This window comes from Streptomyces yaizuensis (genome assembly GCF_034961445.1).
GTDB classification, from domain to species: domain Bacteria; phylum Actinomycetota; class Actinomycetes; order Streptomycetales; family Streptomycetaceae; genus Streptomyces; species Streptomyces yaizuensis.
The window spans coordinates 418224-433963 of record NZ_BSBI01000005.1 but is presented as its reverse complement, the minus strand read 5'-3'; the positions used below and the strand labels follow the sequence as shown (position 1 = coordinate 433963).

The following is a 15740-nucleotide window of genomic DNA, read 5'->3' as shown; positions in this document are numbered from 1 at the left end:
CCGCAGGATCCTTGGGAATGACGGCCCGGAGGCCGGTGCGAGGGGCCCGGCGGGCGGGTGCCGGAGCGCCCTGCGGGGTGCGGTGGCGGATCCGGGCGGCGCTTTTCGGTCATCCGGGGGTCGTGAACGGTGTCGCCGGGCCGCTCGAAGGGCCGTGCGTGGGCCGTGGGCGGGCCGTGCGTGGGGTGAAGATCACAGGTCATCGCCCCGAGCCGTCCGGTTCGGGGCGTTTACCGTGATCGGGTGCCCATCAACGGAAATCTGTTCGCCTCACCGTCCCGCTGGGGGCGCGCACTGCTGACCCGGGCGGTGCACCTGGGCTGGGAAGGGGTGCGGCGGGCGGGTTCCGTGACGGCCGCCCATCCCGGGCGGCTCCGGTTCCGCCGGCTGGGCGAGGGCACCCGGCTGGCCTTTCCCCAGGGCACGGTCTTCGGGGAGGGCTGGATCGAGCTGGGGGACCACTGCATCATCGGCGAGCAGGTCACCCTGACGGCGGGCATGATGCCCGGCCTGGACCTCGGCCCCGACCCGATCCTCACCCTGGGCAACGGTGTGGTGCTCGGCCGGGGGAGTCATGTCATCGCCGACACCCGGGTCACCATCGGCTCGGACACCTACTGCGGCCCCTACGTCTACATCACCTCCACCAACCACAGTTACGACGACCCCGACCAGCCCGTCGGCAAGCAGTGGCCGCGCACCGAACCGGTCGAGATCGGCCCCGGCTGCTGGCTGGGCACCGGCGCCGTGGTGCTGCCGGGCGCCCGGCTCGGCCGCAACGTCGTGGTCGCCGCCGGAGCGGTGGTGCGCGGCGAGGTGCCCGACCACTGCGTGGTGGCGGGCGCCCCGGCCCGGGTCGTCCGCAGCTGGGACGCGGCCGCCGGATGGCAGCCGCCGCTGCGCACCCCGGCACCGGTGCCGCTGCCCGAGGACATCACCCCGGAACAGCTCCTCGCCCTCGCGGCGGAAGCGGAACAGGAGCGGCGGGAACGGCGGCCGGAGCGGGGGGAGTAGGGGCGTCCCAGGTCTCCCGGAGGCGCCCCCGGAGGTCTTCCGCGCGGCCCGGGGGCCGGGTCCGGGCCGGGTCCGGCCGCGCGGCGCCGTCAGCCGGACGCGAGCAGGACCGTGCCCGTCAGCGCGAGCGCCGCGCCGGTGGTCTGCACCGGCCGCAGCCGTTCCCCGAGGAACAGCAGCGCCGCGAGGACGGTCACCACCGGATGGAGATGGGCGAGCACGGCGGCGACCGTGACCGGACCGTTCCGGGCGGCGAGCGCGTACGCGCCGTTGGCGGCGACGTCCGCCAGCCCCACGAACGCGAGCGCGGCCACCGCCGCGAGCACCGGGCCGCCGCTCCGGGAGCGGGCACCCGGCCCGCCCGGGGGCAGGATCCCCCGGAGGCCGCCGGCCGGCAGCGCGCGGCCGCCGCGCCGGACCGAGACGCAGAGCGCGGCCCCGCCCACGACGACGTTGGTGACGCGCTGGACGAAGAGGGCGAGGAACAGTCCGAGGAGGCCGGAGGACGCCTCCGTGATCAGCACCATCACCGTTCCGAATCCCAGGGCGGCCCCCAGCGCGAGCGCCACCGTCCGCCGTTGGGCGGGTGCGCCGCGCAGCTCGGGGCCGCCCGCCAGGACGACCCCCGCGACGGCGACGCCGATGCCGGTGAACTGGAGCGGCCCGGGGCGCTCACCGAGGAGCAGTCCCACCGTCACGGGCACCGCGACCCCGAGCGACCCCAGCGGGGAGACCACACCCATCGGCCCCAGGGCGAGCGCCCGGTAGAAGCAGAGCAGCGCCACCGGCCCGACGGCGCCCGCCCCCACCGCGTACCAGAGCTGGGGGCCGGCCTCCCGCCACGCCCCGGTGGTGAGGACGACCGCACCGAGGACGGCGGCGGCGAGCGTCTGGGAGACCACGACCACGGTGAGGGCCGGAGCGCGCCGGGCGAGAAGCCCGCCGCCGAGGTCGGCCAGCCCCCAGAGCAGGGCGGCGCCGAGGGCGAACAGTGCGGTCATGCGGACCTCGCAGTACAGTGCAGTGAACGTTTGCCCGGGACTGTAGTCCAATATTTTGAACTATTCCCTTCACTCGACTGGACGGAACGTGTCGGATCTCGACCAGCTCACGCAGTCCCTCGCCCGCAATCTCAAGCACTGGCGCGGCGAGCGGGGGCTCACCCTGGACGCGCTCGCGGCCCGCGCGGGCGTCAGCCGGGGCATGATCATCCAGATTGAACAGGCCCGGACCAATCCCAGCGTGGGGACGACGGTGAAGCTCGCCGACGCCCTCGGGGTCTCCCTCACCATGCTGTTGGACCCCGATGAGGGGGCCGAGGTCCGGATCGTTCCGCCGGAGCAGTCGGTACGGATGTGGTCCACGTCCACCGGAAGCCACAGCCGGCTGCTCGTGGGCGCGGAGAAGCCGGTGCCACTGGAGTTGTGGGAGTGGCGGCTGATGCCGGGCGACCGCAGCGAGTCCGACGCGCATGCCGTCGGCACGGTGGAACTGCTCCATGTCGCCGAGGGCGAGCTGACCCTCGTGGTCGACGGCGAGGCGCACCGGGTCCCCGCCGGGGCCTCGGCGGCGTTCGAGGCGGACCGGCCGCACGCCTACCGCAACGAGGGGAAGGCGGCGGTGGTGATGACGATGACGGTCTCGGTCCCGCCGGTGAAGCGCTGACGGCGCGGGCCGCCGGGGCGCGTGTCGGTGGCAGCCGTGCGGGCGGCCGCCGGGCCGGTGGTCAACGGGCCGGCGGTCGACGGCCGGGCGGTCATCGGGCCTGCGGGGAAAGGCTGTTAGCGTCAGCCCTATGCGTGCTCCCCTCGGTGACTTCGACCATGCCCGGCCCGCCCTCGACTGCGTGGACCTGCTCACGCCGCCCGTCGCCGATGCGGTACGCGGTGGCGCGGGCGACGTCCCGCCGGACGAACTGATCTTCGTCGACACCGACCCGGAGATCGCGGACACCGCCGCCTTCGTCGCGCACTACGGCGCCGGACTGATGGAGTCCTCGGCCAACTGCGTGGTGGTGGCCGCCAAGCGCGGCGGCGACACCACCCTCGTCGCGTGCGTGGTCCCCTCCGGCGCCCGGGTCGACGTCAACGGGGTGGTCCGCAAGCGGCTCGGCGCGCGCAAGGCGTCCTTCGCCTCCATGGAGACGGCGACCGGCCTGACCGGCATGGAGTACGGCGGCATCACCCCCGTCGGCCTGCCCGCCGACTGGCCGCTGCTGATCGACGCGGCGGTCGCCGGGACCCCCTGGGTGCTCGTCGGCAGCGGCCGCCGGCGCGGCAAGCTGATCCTGCCGGGCAAGGCGCTCGCCGCGCTGCCGGGCGCGGAGGTGGTCGACGGCCTCGGCGTCTGACCGGCTCCGGCCCCGGTCACAGCACTGGACCGGGGGCGTCCGCTCAGCGCGCGCCGCCGCCCAGCGCCGGTATCTCGATCGCGGGGCAGCGGTCCATCACCATGTCCAGACCGGCGGCGCGGGTCCTCGCGTACGCCCCGTCGTCCACCACCCCGAGCTGGAACCAGACCGCCTTCGCGCCGATCGCGACGGCCTCGTCGGCCACCTGCCCCGCGAGGTCCGCGTTGACGAAGACGTCGACGACATCGACGGGGAACGGGATCTGATCGAGGCTCGCGTAGCCGCGCTCCCCGTGCACCGTCTCCGCCTTGGGGTGCACGGGCACCACACGCTTGCCGAAGTCCTTCAGGACCCGGGCCACCCCGTAGGCGGCGCGCGAGGTGTTGTTGGAGAGCCCCACCACCGCCCAGGTGTCCCCGGTGGCGGTCAGGATCCGCTCCACCGCCGCGCCCGTGTCCCTGCCTGCCGTGTCCGTACCCGTTGTGTCCGTGCCCGTCGTGCCCGTACCCGCCGTGTCCTGCGCCCTGTCCTGCCCGTGGTCAGCGTTCATGCCCGGAACAACGGGCGACCCGCGCGGAGGATTCCCGTCCGGTGGCGGATTAGGGTGGAGCGATGCAGGAGCAGTACCGGACGGTGGCCCGCGAGGGCGTGTACGAGACAGAGATCAACAGGTCGCGCTTCCTCTGCGCGCTGGCACCCGCCGCGACGGAGGAGGAGGCCCAGGCGTTCGTCGCCCGTATCCGCAAGGAGCACCCGACCGCCACGCACAACTGCTTTGCGTACGTCATCGGCGCCGACGCCTCCGTGCAGAAGGCGAGTGACGACGGCGAACCCGGCGGGACCGCGGGGGTCCCGATGCTCCAGATGCTGATGCGGCGCGAGGTCCGTTACGCGGTGGCCGTCGTCACCCGCTACTACGGCGGGGTGAAGCTGGGCGCCGGCGGGCTGATCAGGGCGTACGGGGGAGTGGTCGGCGAGGCCCTGGACGCGCTCGGCACCCGTACCCGGCAGCGCTTCCGGATCGTCACCGTCACCGTGGACGTCCAGCGGGCGGGCAAGCTGGAGAACGAGCTGCGGTCCGCCGGGCGGACCGTGCGCGAGGTGCGGTACGGCGAGCGCGCCACCATCGAGGTCGGGCTGCCGGACGCCGACGTACCGGCCTTCCGCGCCTGGCTGGCGGATGTCACGGCGGGCACGGCCGGCTTCGAGGCGGGCGGCGAGGCGTACGGCGACGTCTGACGCCGGGACCCGCCGACTCCGCCGACCCGCCCCCCGGCCGTTTTCCCGTTACGGGAGCACGGCGATCCCCAGCGGCCGGCTGCCGCCCGGGAGCCGCCGGGTGGTGCCCCGGTCGAGATCGACGACGGTGATCCCGTCCCAGTGGCCGTCCCGGGTGAAGCCTCCGGTGACGTACGCGGTGCGCCCGTCGCGGGAGACCGCCACGTCCTCGTGCGGACCCTCCAGTGGTATGACGCGTTCCGTGCCGTCCGGGGCTCGGACGGTCAGGGAGGGCTCCTTGTCGGCGGAGCCGATGGGGCCGGTTCCGACGGCGAGCAGCGTGCCGTCGGGGGTGAGCGCGACCCCGTGCTGATGGGTGTCGGCGGTCATCCGCTCCACCGTCACCCGCCCGGTGCGCGGATCGAGCACCGCCAGCCGCTCCCCTTCGAACGGCAGCAGCAGCCGGCCGTCCGCGCCGACCACCGCGTAGTGCGGTTTGAGCCAGGACCCGAGCCCGCCCTCGGTGCCGTACGGGGCGACCTCGTGCCGGCGGGCGCGCAGATCGTCGGTGCGCACGGCGGTGACGTCGAAGGAGTCGTGGTTGGTGGCGTAGACCTCACGGCCGTCGCGGGAGACGTCGACGTCGAAAGGACGGCGGCCGACCGGCACGGTCGCGGTCACCTTCCGGGCGGCCGTGTCGATGACCTCCAGCACCCCCGGGCCGTCGGGCACGTTGACCCCGGCGTACACGCGCCTGCCGTCGGGGGAGAGCGCGATCCCCATGCCGCCGCCCCGGTACTCCCCGGTGGTGACCGGGCCCGTGTCGGTCCGGTACGGGATCCGGCCGAGGCTCTCGCGGGTACGGGTGTCGACGATCGCGACGCCCTCGGCGGTGGCGACCCACGCCCGGCCGTCGGCGCCCACGGCCAGCCCGTAGGGCGCGGTGCCGACCCGTACGGAGGCGAGGGGTCCGCGCACCGGGTCGAGGAAGGTCACGGTGTCGCCGCCGAAGTCCGCGACGAGCAGGGTGCCGGAAGGGGTGGGGCGGCCCGGGGAACGGTCCTGGGGGGCCGGCGCGCTCGCGGTCGCCCGTGGGCCGCTGCCTGCCTCCGGTCCTGGTGCTGTGCCTGTGCCCGTGTCCGTGCTCGCCGCCGTGTCCCGGGCCGTGTCCGTCGTGCACCCGGCGAGGAGGGCGGCCAGCACCGGGGCGACGACCAGCGCGAGGGCGCGGCGGTTCACCGGGCGCTCCGCAGCAGTTCGGCCAGCTCCGTGAAGCCGCGGCGCTCCGCGTGCGTCAGCGGAGTGACCCCGTCCTTGTCGGCGAGGCCGCGGTCCGCACCGGCGGCCAGCAGCAGCCGCACGACCTCCTGGTGGGCGGGTCCGCCGTCGCCGAGGATCACCGCCTCCAGCAGCGCCGTCCACCCCAGGTCGTTGACGTGGTCCACCTCGATGTCGGTCTCCGCCAGCACCGCCCGGACGTACGCGACATGGCCGCGCTCGCTCGCCGGGATGACGGAGACACCGCCGAAACGGTTCCGCAGCCGTACGTCCGGCCCGCCGGGCAGCAGCACCCGCATCATCGCCACACTGCCGGTCACGCCGGTGACCAGCCAGGCACTGTCGTGCCGGCGGTCCTGGGCGTTGGGGTCGGCGCCGGCGGCGACCAGGGTACGGGCGGCCTGGACATGGTCCCCCAGCGCCGCGAGCAGCAGCGGGGTGCGCAGCTCCGCATCGCGCGCCCCGACATCGGCACCGGCCGCCAGGGCGGCGCGCACCCCGGCGTCGTCACCGCGTTCGGCGGCTGCCAGCAGCTGGTGGTGGACGGTGTTCCCGGGGTTCACGGAGGGCTCCCAACGACGGCGGCGGATGTCCACCTATCCTCCGACAGCTTCCGGAGGTCCTCCCTCCGCCCTCCTGGGGTCCGTCGTGCGCCGGGCGGCCGACCCCGGTGTCGGCCGATCGGCCGATGCGGGGGCGCGGCGGATGCGCGGTTCGAGGGTGCGGCGGACATGCGGTCCGGGGCCCGGTGCGGCCGTACGCAGCGGGAGCGTGGCCGGGACCGGGGCACCGGGGCTGTGCCGAGCGCGGCCCGGCCCGGCGCGGCCCGGCGCGGCGCGGGCATGGCCGGAACCAGCAGGCCGAAAGTCTCGATGTCGTATCGCTCCTTCCGGCGGTCCCGGAACGCTCCGGGGCGTGATCCGTGGAGCGGTTCCGGCGGTTCCGGCAGAGGCGGCGGCCGCGCGGAGGGCTGTGAAGCCGGGGGTCCGGGTCCCCGCCCGGACCGATCGGGTCCGCTCCGGACCGGCGGGGGCCGGCCCCGGGAGCCGGTTCGGGTCCGGCCGGGGGCGGACTCCGGCACGGCGAAGGGCGAGGTCCGTGCGGGACCGGGGGCCCGGCGGCGTTAGCGTGGTGGGTGCCGATGGCGGGACCCCGCGCCGGGCGGAGACCGAAACCGGGGGCGGAGAAAGGCAGACATGCGGCTCGGGGCGGTGCTGTGAGGTTCCTGCACACATCGGACTGGCATCTGGGGCGGTCGCTGCACCGGGTCCCCCTGCTCGCCGCCCAGTCCGCGTTCCTCGACCACCTGATCGCGGCCGTCCGGGAGCACGAGGCCGACGCGGTCCTGGTCGCCGGGGACGTCTACGACCGCGCGGTGCCCCCGCTGGCGGCGGTGGAGCTGTTCGACCGCGCCCTGCACCGCCTCGCCGAGGCGGGCGTCCCCACCGTGATGATCTCCGGGAACCACGACTCGGCCCGCCGGCTGGGCGTGGGCGCCGGGCTGATCGACCGCGCCGGGATCCATCTGCGGACCGACCCGGCGGGCTGCGGCACCCCCGTCCTCCTCTCCGACGCCCACGGCGACATCGCCTGCTACGGCCTGCCCTACCTCGAACCCGCGCTGGTGAAGGACGAGCTGGGCGCCGCGAAGGCGCACCACGAGGCCGTCATCACCGCCGCCATGGACCGGGTCCGCGCGGACCTCGCGAACCGCCCCGGGACCACCCGTTCCGTCGTGCTCGCCCACGCCTTCGTCACCGGCGGCGAACCGAGCGACAGCGAACGCGACATCAGCGTCGGCGGAGTCGGCTCCGTCCCCGCGGGGATCTTCCACGGCGTCGACTATGTCGCCCTCGGTCATCTGCACGGCTGCCAGACGATCACCGAGCGGGTGCGCTACTCCGGCTCCCCGCTCGCGTACTCGTTCTCCGAGGCCGGCCACCGCAAGACCATGTGGCTCGTGGACCTCGGGCCCGACGGCTCGATCACCGCCGGACGCGTCGACTGCCCCGTGCCCCGGCCGCTCGCCCGGATCCGCGGCACCCTGCGGGAACTGCTGGACGACCCCGCCCTCGACCGGCACCGGGACTCCTTCGTGGAGGCGACCCTCACCGACGCCACCCGCCCCGCCGAACCCATGGCGCGGCTCACCGAACGCTTCCCGCACACCCTGAGCCTGGTCTTCGAACCCGAGCGCGCGGACGGCGGGCCCGTCCTCTCGTACGCCCAGCGGCTGCGCGGCCGGGGCGACCAGGAGATCGCCGAGGACTTCGTCGCCCACGTCCGCGGGGGCAGCGGCCCGGACGAACGGGAACGCGCCGTGCTGCGCGAGGCGTTCGACGGGGTGCGCGTGGACGAGACCGTACGGGAAGGGGCGGGCCGGCATGGCTGAGACCGCGGCACACGGCGGCGGGCCGGGGCGACCCGGTGCGCACACCGGCGGCGGGCCGGGGAAACCCCGTGCGCACACCGGCGGCGGGAGGGACACGCGATGAGGCTGCACCGGCTGACCGTCACCGCCTTCGGGCCCTTCGCCGCCACCCAGGAGATCGACTTCGACGGGCTCTCCGGCGCGGGGATCTTCCTGCTGCACGGACCGACCGGCGCGGGCAAGACCTCCGTGCTCGACGCGGTGTGCTTTGCACTGTACGGGGCCGTACCGGGCGCGCGGCAGGGCCCCGGCACCTCGCTGCGCAGCGACCACGCCCCGGCCGACACCCCCACCGAGGTGCTGCTCGACCTGACCGTCGGCGGCCGGCGGCTGGAGATCCGCCGCAGGCCCGCCCAGCCGCGCCCCAAGAGCCGCGGCAGGGGTACGACCACGGAACGGGCCCAGAGCCGGCTGCGCGAGTACGACACGGAGGGCGCCGCCTGGCGGCCGCTCAGCCTTTCCCACCAGGAGATCGGCGAGGAGATCACCCAGCTCGTCGGGATGAGCCGGGACCAGTTCTGCCAGGTGGTGCTGTTGCCGCAGGGCGACTTCGCCCGGTTCCTCCGTGCCGACGCGGAGGCCCGCGCACGGCTGCTCGGGCGGCTCTTCGACACCGGCAGGTTCGCCGCGGTCGAGGACCGTCTCGCCGACCGGCGGCGGGCCGCCGAGGGCCGGGTGCGGACCGGTGACGAACGGCTCCTCGCCGTCGCCCACCGGATGGAACAGGCGGCCGGGGCCGCCGCCGACGGATGGCCGGCGCCCCGGCAGCAGCCCGGGGACCCCGGGCTGGCCGACGCCGTCCTGGAGTGGGCCGCCGTCGCCCGCGCGGGAGCCGTGGAACGCGCCGACATCGCCGCCCTGACCCTGGAGGTCGCGGAGCGGCGGCAGCGGGAGGCCCGGCGGGCCCTGGACACCGCCACGGAGGAGGAACGGCTCCAGCGGCGCCACGAGGACACCCTCCGCCGCCGGGACGCCCTGGAGGCGCGACGGCCCGAACACGACGAACTGGCCACGCGGCTGGATCGCGCCGAACGGGCCGAACGGGTCGCGCCCGCGCTGCGGCTGCGGAAGGACGCCGCCCGGGAGCAGGCGACGACCGCCGGGGCCCAGGACCGGATCCGCGCCGAGCTGCCCCCCGGACTGCGGGACGCGGGCACGGAGACCCTCGCCGAACGGGAGCGCGGCCTGCGGCAGGACCTCGGCGGCCTCGACGCCGCCCGCCGGGCCGAGCGGCGCAGCGAGGCGATCACCCGCGAGCGGGCCGCGCTCGACCGGCAGGCCCGCGCGGACGACGAGATCCTTGCCGAGGCCGAGGGCTGGCTCACGGGGTGGGACGCCCTCCGCCACGGCCACCGCGAACGGATCGCCGCCGCACAGGACGCGGCCACCCGCGCCGAACACCTCGCGGCGCGGCACGACGACGCCCGCCGCCGGCTGGGCGCGGCCCGGGAGCGCGACCGGCTGGCCGCGCTGGGCACCGACGCCGACGACCGGCTCCGGACCGCCCGGGACCGCGCGGGCCGGGCCCGCGAGACCTGGCTCGACCTCAAGGAACGCCGACTCCTGGGCATCGCCGCGGAACTGGCGGCCGCCCTCGCCCCGGGCCGCCCCTGCGCGGTCTGCGGCTCCGAGGCCCACCCGGACCCGGCCCGCCCGGACGGCGGGTCCGTCACGGCGGCCCAGGAGGACTCGGCGTACGCGTACTACACCCGCGCGGACGCGGCCCGCACCACGGCCGAACGCGAACTCGCCGTCCTCACGGAGTCCCTGACCACGGCCCGCGCCCAGGCCCGTGCCACACCCCCGCGGCCGGCCGATGCGCCTGTGCCGGTGACGGAGGCGACCGCCTCCCCAGACGCCCACACCGCTGCGGCCGGCCGGCCGGCCGGGGGAGGGCCGCCCCTCGGACACGACGGACCGGACGACCGTACGGGTGCGGAGGGCAGCGGCCTCCGTTCCGGTACGGCCGCCGGAGCCTCGGGTACGGTACCCGGCGCCACGGTGCCCGCCACCGTGCTGCCGGACGGGCCCCTCGCGGGGGGACTCTCCGCCGGGCGGAGCACGTACGACGGCGACTGGCTGGCGGAAGACGCCGCCCCGGGCGACCGGGCGCCGGCGCCGCCGGCGTCCGGGGACGCGGAGTCATCCGGGTCGGTGTCCTGCGTCGACGGTCCTTCGGCCGGGCATGACGCTCCAGTTCGTGGGGGAGCCGAGGGGTGCGCCGGGCTGTCCGGTGGTGGTGACGGGGCGGAAGACCGTCCGGGCGCAACGGATGACGGCCGGCGTCCGGGCGTGGTGGGTGGCGGTTCCCGTACGGCCGTGACGGTGGCGGGTGCCACTGCTGTGTCGGAGGGGGCCGTGGGCCGCGCGGGGGCGTCCGTCGGTGACGTGGTGGTGCCGTGCGGGGCGTCAGCCGGGCCGTGTGCCCGGGATGGTGACGGTGGCGGGTCCGAGGGGCGTCCGGGCGTGGTGGATGACGGTCGGCGTACGGCCGTGACGGTGGCGGGTGCCACCGCTGTGCCCGAGGGGGCCGAGCACCGTGCCGAGGCGTCAGCCGGTGGTGTCGCCGGGCCGGGCGGGCCGTCGGCCGGGCATGGGCCCCACGACCCCGGCGGCCCGGAGGGCGACGCGGGTCGGGGCTTCGCGGAGCCCCGTGGCAACGGGCGGGCCGACGACGGACGGGCCGCGGACCGCGCCGGTGTCGCGGACGCGGGCGCCGACGGGACGCGTTACGACGCCGGGCACGACCGGGCCTCCGTCCCTTCCGGTCACGGCGGGACTGTCGGCCCCGTCGTACCGGGGGCCCGGGGCGCCGGTGGTCCCGGACACCCGGCGGCAGCGGACGGCGGCGCACCCCTGAACGGCGGCGCCGCCGTGCCCAGGGCGCGGGGCGGCGCAGAGGAGCACGATCCCACCGTCGCCGAACTGGAAGAACTGGTCGCGCGGCTGGCGGAGGAGCTTCGCCGGGCGCAGCGGCTCGCCTCCGGGGCGCACGCCGCCCGGGAGGCGCTGGACCGCGCCGAGCGGGAGCACCGGGAGCGGCTGGAGGCCCGGCAGGAGGCCGAGCGGCGTGCGGCGGCCCGGACCTCGTTGCGGGAGGCGCTCGACCAGGAGCAGGCCCTGCTCCTCGCCGAACTCGCCCCGTTCGCCGGTGACGCGGGCGGTGTCGCCGCCCGCGCCGGGGTCCTGGAACGGCGGGTGCGTCTGCTCGCCGGGGCCGTCGCCGCCGTGCGTGAAGCGGACACTGCGGCGCACCGGTTGAAGGAGGCGGACGACCGGCTCGCCGACGCCGCGTTCCGGGCCGGTTTCGACACCCCGGAGGCCGCCGCGGGCGCGCTGCTCCCCGACGCCGTACTCCGGGACCTCCGGGTGCGTGCCGACGCCTGGCGCACCGAGGCCGCCGCCGTGGCGGACCGGCTCGCCGAGCCGGAGACCCGCGCTGCCGCGCTGCGGCCGCCCGCCGACACGGAGGCCGCCCTGGTCGCCCACGACACGGCCGAACGCGCCCTGCGCGGGGCCGTGTCCGCCCTGGGCGCCGCGCGCGAGCGCCGTGCCGAGCTGGTGCGGCTCTCCGCGCTGGCGGTGGCCGAGGTGCGGGACCTCGGTCCGCTGCGCGAGGAGTACGACCGGGTCGCCCGGCTCGCCGGACTCGCCGCCGGCACCTCCGCCGACAACGAGCGCCGGATGCGTCTGGAGTCGTACGTGCTGGCGGCCCGGCTGGAACAGGTCGCTGCCGCCGCCTCCGTACGGCTCCAGCGGATGTCCTCGGGCCGCTACACCCTGGTCCACTCCGACGCCCGCGCCGGAGGCAAGCGTTCCGGCCTGGGGCTCCATGTGGTGGACTCCTGGACCGGCGGCGAGCGCGACACGGCCACCCTCTCCGGCGGCGAGACGTTCTTCGCGTCGCTGGCGCTGGCGCTGGGTCTCGCGGACGTGGTCGCCGAGGAGGCCGGCGGTGTCCGGCTCGACACCCTCTTCGTCGACGAGGGCTTCGGCAGCCTGGACGAACAGACCCTGGACGAGGTCATCGACGTCCTCGACGCGCTCCGGGAGCGCGACCGCTGCGTCGGGATCGTCAGCCATGTCGCCGACCTCCGCCGCCGGATCCCCACCCGGCTGGAAGTGGTCAAGGAACGGCACGGGTCCGCCGTCCGGCTGCACACCGCCCCGCTCGGCGGCTGACCCCGCCCGCCCGGGTCCGCCGCGAGACGAGGGCCCCTCGGCTCTCGGGGCCGTCGCACCCGGGACCCGGCGCGGGCGTCGGCGGCGGACGCGGGACCGCCCCGTACCGGCACCTCGGGGTCGGCCACGGCCTCAGGGAACTCCGGTACGGCGGTTTGCGCCAAGTCGGCCACCCTGCCCGGCAGGTTGGGATGCCCGGTTCAGGCCTGTGCGTCGAGTCGTGGCCGGAATTCGCCGACAGGGGTTCGTGCGCCGACCGGACGGGGACGTGCCGAGGCGGCCGGCTGTCGTACCCCGGCGGAGGTGCGCGGGCGTCCGCCGGGGCCGCACGGCGTCCGGTGGTCAGGGCCGTCCGGGGCGGGATGCGCGGCGACCTCGTCGAGGAACTCCAGCCGCAGCTGCCGCAGGACGTCGGGGCGCTCCAGAGGTACGTCGTGGCCTGTGCCGGGGACGCTCACCGCAGCTGTTCCCGGGTGCCGTCGGAGCATGGCCCCGGAATCCTGTGGCCGAATGATGCCGGACTGGCCCAGGGCGGCCAGGACCGGACACGTGACGCCCGCCCACGCGTCCCAGAAGGAGTGCCGGGCGTTCTCGGCCGGCGAGCCGACGATGGCGTCCCGGTCGGAGCGGGGGCCACCCGCCGCTGCCGCGCTCCTCCAGTCCGGCGGCCGGCCCAGCGCTCGCCGACCGCATTCGCCGCCGAGGAACGCGACGACGGCCTCCCGTGACGGGAACGGTGCCGGCCATGAGCCGAGCCATGAGCCGATCTCGGCCTGCACGTTCGGGTCCGGTCCGCCGGGGTCGGTCCCGACCAGGACGGGCGCGCGCACGAGGTGGGGGTGTGCGGCGGCGGTGGGCATGGCGCCGTGGCCGCGCCGGCCGGCGGCGACGACCCGGCGAGGGCTCAGGGCCCGGGCGACGGCGTCCCGTTCGCCCGCGTGGCCGGCCGGTCCGTGCAGGAGGACGACGGGCGTCCCGGACCCGCCCCGGTCGCGACAGGACAGGCCGACGCCGTCGCCCTCCACCGTGCGCTCGTACCAGGTCGCACAGACCTTCTTCCGGTGTCAGCCGGGGAGGGCGCTGTCGCTCGGCCGGTCAGCCGCTCAGCGAACGCCGTTCCAGCGGCGAGGAGTACACGACGCTGGTGGTGACCGGGCCGAGTCCGCTGATCCGGCCGGTCACCTCCTCCAGATGCCGCATCGACCGCGCGGTGACCTTCAGGACGAAGCAGTCGTCACCGGTCACATGGTGCGCCTCCAGGATCTCCGGCGTCGTCTCCAGCAGATCGTGGAACGGTTTGTAGTTCCCGTGCGGATACCGCAGCCGGACGAACGCCAGCACCGGCAGGCCCAGCCGTTCCCGGTCGACGACGGCCGTGTACCCGGTGATCACACCGGCCTCCTCCAGCCGCCGCACCCGCTCCGTCACCGCGCTCGCGGACATCGACACGGCCCGCGCCAGCTCCGCGAAACTGGCCCGTCCGTCCCGCTGGAGGGCCGTCAGAATCCGCCAGTCCGTGGCGTCCGGTGAATACGTGGTCATGGGACCCAGACAACCGGGGTTTCCCCGGCCGATCAAGCCCTTCTCCGGGGAAACCGCCTTCAGTCCACCGGATCCCGGCCATAGATTTCTGGCCATGAACCACACCGCATCCGCACCCGCATCCACCGCATCCGCATCCCTCGCCCCCACCGCCCCCGCGCCCGTCGCCCGGTCCCTCATGGTTCCGCCCGCCGCCCCCGGGGCCGCCGCCGCCCACTTCCGGGCCCGCCTCGCCTTCCATGCGGATGTCGCCGACGTCGCCGCCGATCTCGCGGCGGGCGGCGACCCCGGGTTCGTCCTCGTGGACTCCCGTTCCACGGCCGCCTGGGACCAGGGGCACATCCCCGGCGCGCTCCATCTGCCGACCGCGCTCATCCCCGGGCAGGCGCCCCGGCTGCTCGACCCGGCCGTACCCGTGATCACGTACTGCTGGGGTCCCGGCTGCGACGGAGCCACCCGCGCCGCCCTCGCCCTCGCCGAACTCGGCTACCGCGTCAAGGAACTGCTGGGCGGATTCGAGTACTGGGTACGGGAGGGACTCGCCCACGAGACCCGGGAAGGCACCCGGCAGCTGCCGGCCGACCCGCTCACCGCGCCCCCGGCGCTCGCGGACTGCGGCTGCTGAACAGCGTCCGCCCGCGCACGAAACCGTTGCGCCCCGGGCAAGGACACCGGCACGGGAAGCCGGCGTGGAAAGCGGACGCGGGACACCGGTGCGGTGGCGCTCGGCAACGGGGCGCTGAACAGCGGAAAAGGAAGCGACAGCCGTGCTGTTCCCCGCCATCATGGGCTGCCATGCCGAAACTTCCCCACCCCGAGCCCGCGGCCCTGCGCCGTGACCCCCTGCCGCTCCTGGGCCGTACCGCCCTCGTCACCGGCGCCAGCCGGCGCGGCGGGATCGGGTACGCGGTCGCCCGGCGGCTCGCCGCCCAGGGGGCGAGCGTCTACCTCCACCACCATGTGCCCCATGACGCCGGTCAGCCCTGGGGCGCCGACCCGCAGGGTCCCGACGGCGTGGCCGCCGGAGTGCTCGCCGCGGCGGGGGACCCCGGGGTGCGGGTCCTCCACGGCCCCGGTGACCTCTCCGACGCCGCCGCGCCCGCCGAGCTGATCTCCACCGCGACCGCCGCACTCGGCGGCCGGCTCGACATCCTGGTCGCCAACCACGCCCTCAGCGGCTCGGACGGCCGCCTGCTGGAGATCGACGCGGCGATGCTCGACGCGCACTGGGCCGTCGACACGCGCGCGGTGATCCTGCTGGTCCAGGCGTTCGCCCGGCAGCGCGCCGCACTGCCGGCGCGTACCCCCGGCGGCCGGGTCGTCATGATGACCTCGGGCCAGGACATCGCGGGCGGGATGCCGAACGAGCTGGCGTACGCGCTGGCCAAGGGCGCTCTCGCCTCCGTCACCCGGTCGCTGGCCACCTCCCTCGCGGAGCTGGCCGTCACCGTCAACACCGTCAACCCGGGCCCGGTGGACACGGACTACCTGGACGGCGACGCGTACCGGAGTGTCGCGGACCTCTTCCCCGCCGGACGCTGGGGCATGCCCGACGATCCCGCGCGGCTGATCGCCTGGCTGGTGACGGACGACGCGGAGTGGATCACCGGTCAGGTCGTCGACTCCGAGGGCGGTTTCCGCCGCTGACGCAGCCCCCGAACCCCGGCCCCTGTCTCTGGCCGGGGCCGGGGCCGGGTAACGGGGCGGCTCATCGGCGGACCCCCG

At 75.9% G+C, this 15740-nt stretch carries 14 protein-coding genes; 8 read left to right on the top strand and 6 right to left on the bottom strand.

Features of this window, described 5'->3' with window-relative positions; all coding sequences use genetic code 11:
* The first annotated feature begins 243 nt into the window (after nucleotides 1-243).
* Nucleotides 244-1014 carry an acyltransferase gene (locus tag SYYSPA8_RS15520; RefSeq protein WP_323447742.1) on the top strand — a complete coding sequence of 257 codons (771 nt, stop codon included), beginning with the start codon at nucleotides 244-246 and terminating at the stop codon, nucleotides 1012-1014.
* 89 nt (nucleotides 1015-1103) lie between these two features.
* On the opposite strand, the gene SYYSPA8_RS15515 is transcribed toward SYYSPA8_RS15520, so the two are convergent.
* Nucleotides 1104-2015, bottom strand: coding sequence for an EamA family transporter (locus SYYSPA8_RS15515; protein WP_323447741.1), 912 nt, complete (start codon nucleotides 2013-2015; stop codon nucleotides 1104-1106).
* A gap of 88 nt (nucleotides 2016-2103) precedes the next feature.
* Between SYYSPA8_RS15515 and SYYSPA8_RS15510 the strand changes: the two genes are divergently transcribed.
* Together SYYSPA8_RS15510 and SYYSPA8_RS15505 are read left to right on the top strand one after the other, a co-directional pair.
* A complete protein-coding gene (locus SYYSPA8_RS15510) occupies nucleotides 2104-2679 on the top strand; it encodes a helix-turn-helix domain-containing protein (protein WP_323447740.1) in 576 nt (191 codons plus the stop codon).
* Nucleotides 2680-2809: 130 nt separating this feature from the next.
* A complete protein-coding gene (locus SYYSPA8_RS15505; protein ID WP_323447739.1) occupies nucleotides 2810-3364 on the top strand; it encodes a YbaK/EbsC family protein in 555 nt (184 codons plus the stop codon).
* 43 nt (nucleotides 3365-3407) lie between these two features.
* Here the strand turns inward: SYYSPA8_RS15505 and SYYSPA8_RS15500 are convergent, their stop codons facing one another.
* On the bottom strand, nucleotides 3408-3914 hold the full coding sequence (locus SYYSPA8_RS15500; protein WP_323447738.1) for a CoA-binding protein: 507 nt from the start codon (nucleotides 3912-3914) through the stop codon (nucleotides 3408-3410).
* A 62-nt stretch (nucleotides 3915-3976) separates the two neighbouring features.
* On the opposite strand from SYYSPA8_RS15500, the gene SYYSPA8_RS15495 reads away from it, so the two are divergent.
* Nucleotides 3977-4603 (top strand): YigZ family protein, encoded by a 627-nt coding sequence (locus tag SYYSPA8_RS15495; RefSeq protein ID WP_323447737.1) that lies wholly within the window; start codon nucleotides 3977-3979, stop codon nucleotides 4601-4603.
* Nucleotides 4604-4651: 48 nt separating this feature from the next.
* On the opposite strand, the gene SYYSPA8_RS15490 is transcribed toward SYYSPA8_RS15495, so the two are convergent.
* On the bottom strand, nucleotides 4652-5821 hold the full coding sequence (locus SYYSPA8_RS15490) for a YncE family protein (protein ID WP_323447736.1): 1170 nt from the start codon (nucleotides 5819-5821) through the stop codon (nucleotides 4652-4654).
* Nucleotides 5818-6423 (bottom strand): ankyrin repeat domain-containing protein, encoded by a 606-nt coding sequence (locus SYYSPA8_RS15485; protein ID WP_323447735.1) that lies wholly within the window; start codon nucleotides 6421-6423, stop codon nucleotides 5818-5820. Before SYYSPA8_RS15485 ends, SYYSPA8_RS15490 begins: the two co-directional genes overlap by 4 nt.
* A gap of 653 nt (nucleotides 6424-7076) precedes the next feature.
* Between SYYSPA8_RS15485 and SYYSPA8_RS15480 the strand changes: the two genes are divergently transcribed.
* Both SYYSPA8_RS15480 and SYYSPA8_RS15475 read left to right on the top strand, forming a co-directional pair.
* The gene (locus tag SYYSPA8_RS15480; RefSeq protein ID WP_323447734.1) at nucleotides 7077-8252 is read left to right on the top strand and encodes an exonuclease SbcCD subunit D; all 1176 of its coding nucleotides are present in this window, start codon (nucleotides 7077-7079) and stop codon (nucleotides 8250-8252) included.
* 99 nt (nucleotides 8253-8351) lie between these two features.
* Nucleotides 8352-12473 (top strand): AAA family ATPase, encoded by a 4122-nt coding sequence (locus SYYSPA8_RS15475; protein ID WP_323447733.1) that lies wholly within the window; start codon nucleotides 8352-8354, stop codon nucleotides 12471-12473.
* A gap of 200 nt (nucleotides 12474-12673) precedes the next feature.
* On the opposite strand, the gene SYYSPA8_RS15470 is transcribed toward SYYSPA8_RS15475, so the two are convergent.
* Both SYYSPA8_RS15470 and SYYSPA8_RS15465 read right to left on the bottom strand, forming a co-directional pair.
* Nucleotides 12674-13498 (bottom strand): alpha/beta fold hydrolase, encoded by an 825-nt coding sequence (locus SYYSPA8_RS15470; RefSeq protein ID WP_323447732.1) that lies wholly within the window; start codon nucleotides 13496-13498, stop codon nucleotides 12674-12676.
* A 70-nt stretch (nucleotides 13499-13568) separates the two neighbouring features.
* Complete coding sequence (locus SYYSPA8_RS15465) at nucleotides 13569-14015, bottom strand: Lrp/AsnC family transcriptional regulator (protein WP_323447731.1); 447 nt, start codon at nucleotides 14013-14015, stop codon at nucleotides 13569-13571.
* A gap of 178 nt (nucleotides 14016-14193) precedes the next feature.
* Here SYYSPA8_RS15465 and SYYSPA8_RS15460 point away from each other — a divergent pair, with 178 nt between their 5' ends.
* A complete protein-coding gene (locus SYYSPA8_RS15460) occupies nucleotides 14194-14640 on the top strand; it encodes a rhodanese-like domain-containing protein (RefSeq protein WP_323447814.1) in 447 nt (148 codons plus the stop codon).
* A gap of 170 nt (nucleotides 14641-14810) precedes the next feature.
* On the top strand, nucleotides 14811-15662 hold the full coding sequence (locus SYYSPA8_RS15455; RefSeq protein WP_323447730.1) for an SDR family oxidoreductase: 852 nt from the start codon (nucleotides 14811-14813) through the stop codon (nucleotides 15660-15662).
* Nucleotides 15663-15740: the final 78 nt, after the last annotated feature.

Bases quoted from the DNA above. Each gene is read 5' to 3' on its own strand.
- SYYSPA8_RS15500 (WP_323447738.1), bottom strand. From the start codon at position 3,914: ATGAACGCTGACCACGGGCAGGACAGGGCGCAGGACACGGCGGGTACG.
- SYYSPA8_RS15505 (WP_323447739.1), top strand. From the start codon at position 2,810: ATGCGTGCTCCCCTCGGTGACTTCGACCATGCCCGGCCCGCCCTCGAC.
- SYYSPA8_RS15465 (WP_323447731.1), bottom strand. From the start codon at position 14,015: ATGACCACGTATTCACCGGACGCCACGGACTGGCGGATTCTGACGGCC.
- SYYSPA8_RS15455 (WP_323447730.1), top strand. From the start codon at position 14,811: ATGCCGAAACTTCCCCACCCCGAGCCCGCGGCCCTGCGCCGTGACCCC.
- SYYSPA8_RS15515 (WP_323447741.1), bottom strand. From the start codon at position 2,015: ATGACCGCACTGTTCGCCCTCGGCGCCGCCCTGCTCTGGGGGCTGGCC.
- SYYSPA8_RS15460 (WP_323447814.1), top strand. From the start codon at position 14,194: ATGGTTCCGCCCGCCGCCCCCGGGGCCGCCGCCGCCCACTTCCGGGCC.
- SYYSPA8_RS15495 (WP_323447737.1), top strand. From the start codon at position 3,977: ATGCAGGAGCAGTACCGGACGGTGGCCCGCGAGGGCGTGTACGAGACA.
- SYYSPA8_RS15475 (WP_323447733.1), top strand. From the start codon at position 8,352: ATGAGGCTGCACCGGCTGACCGTCACCGCCTTCGGGCCCTTCGCCGCC.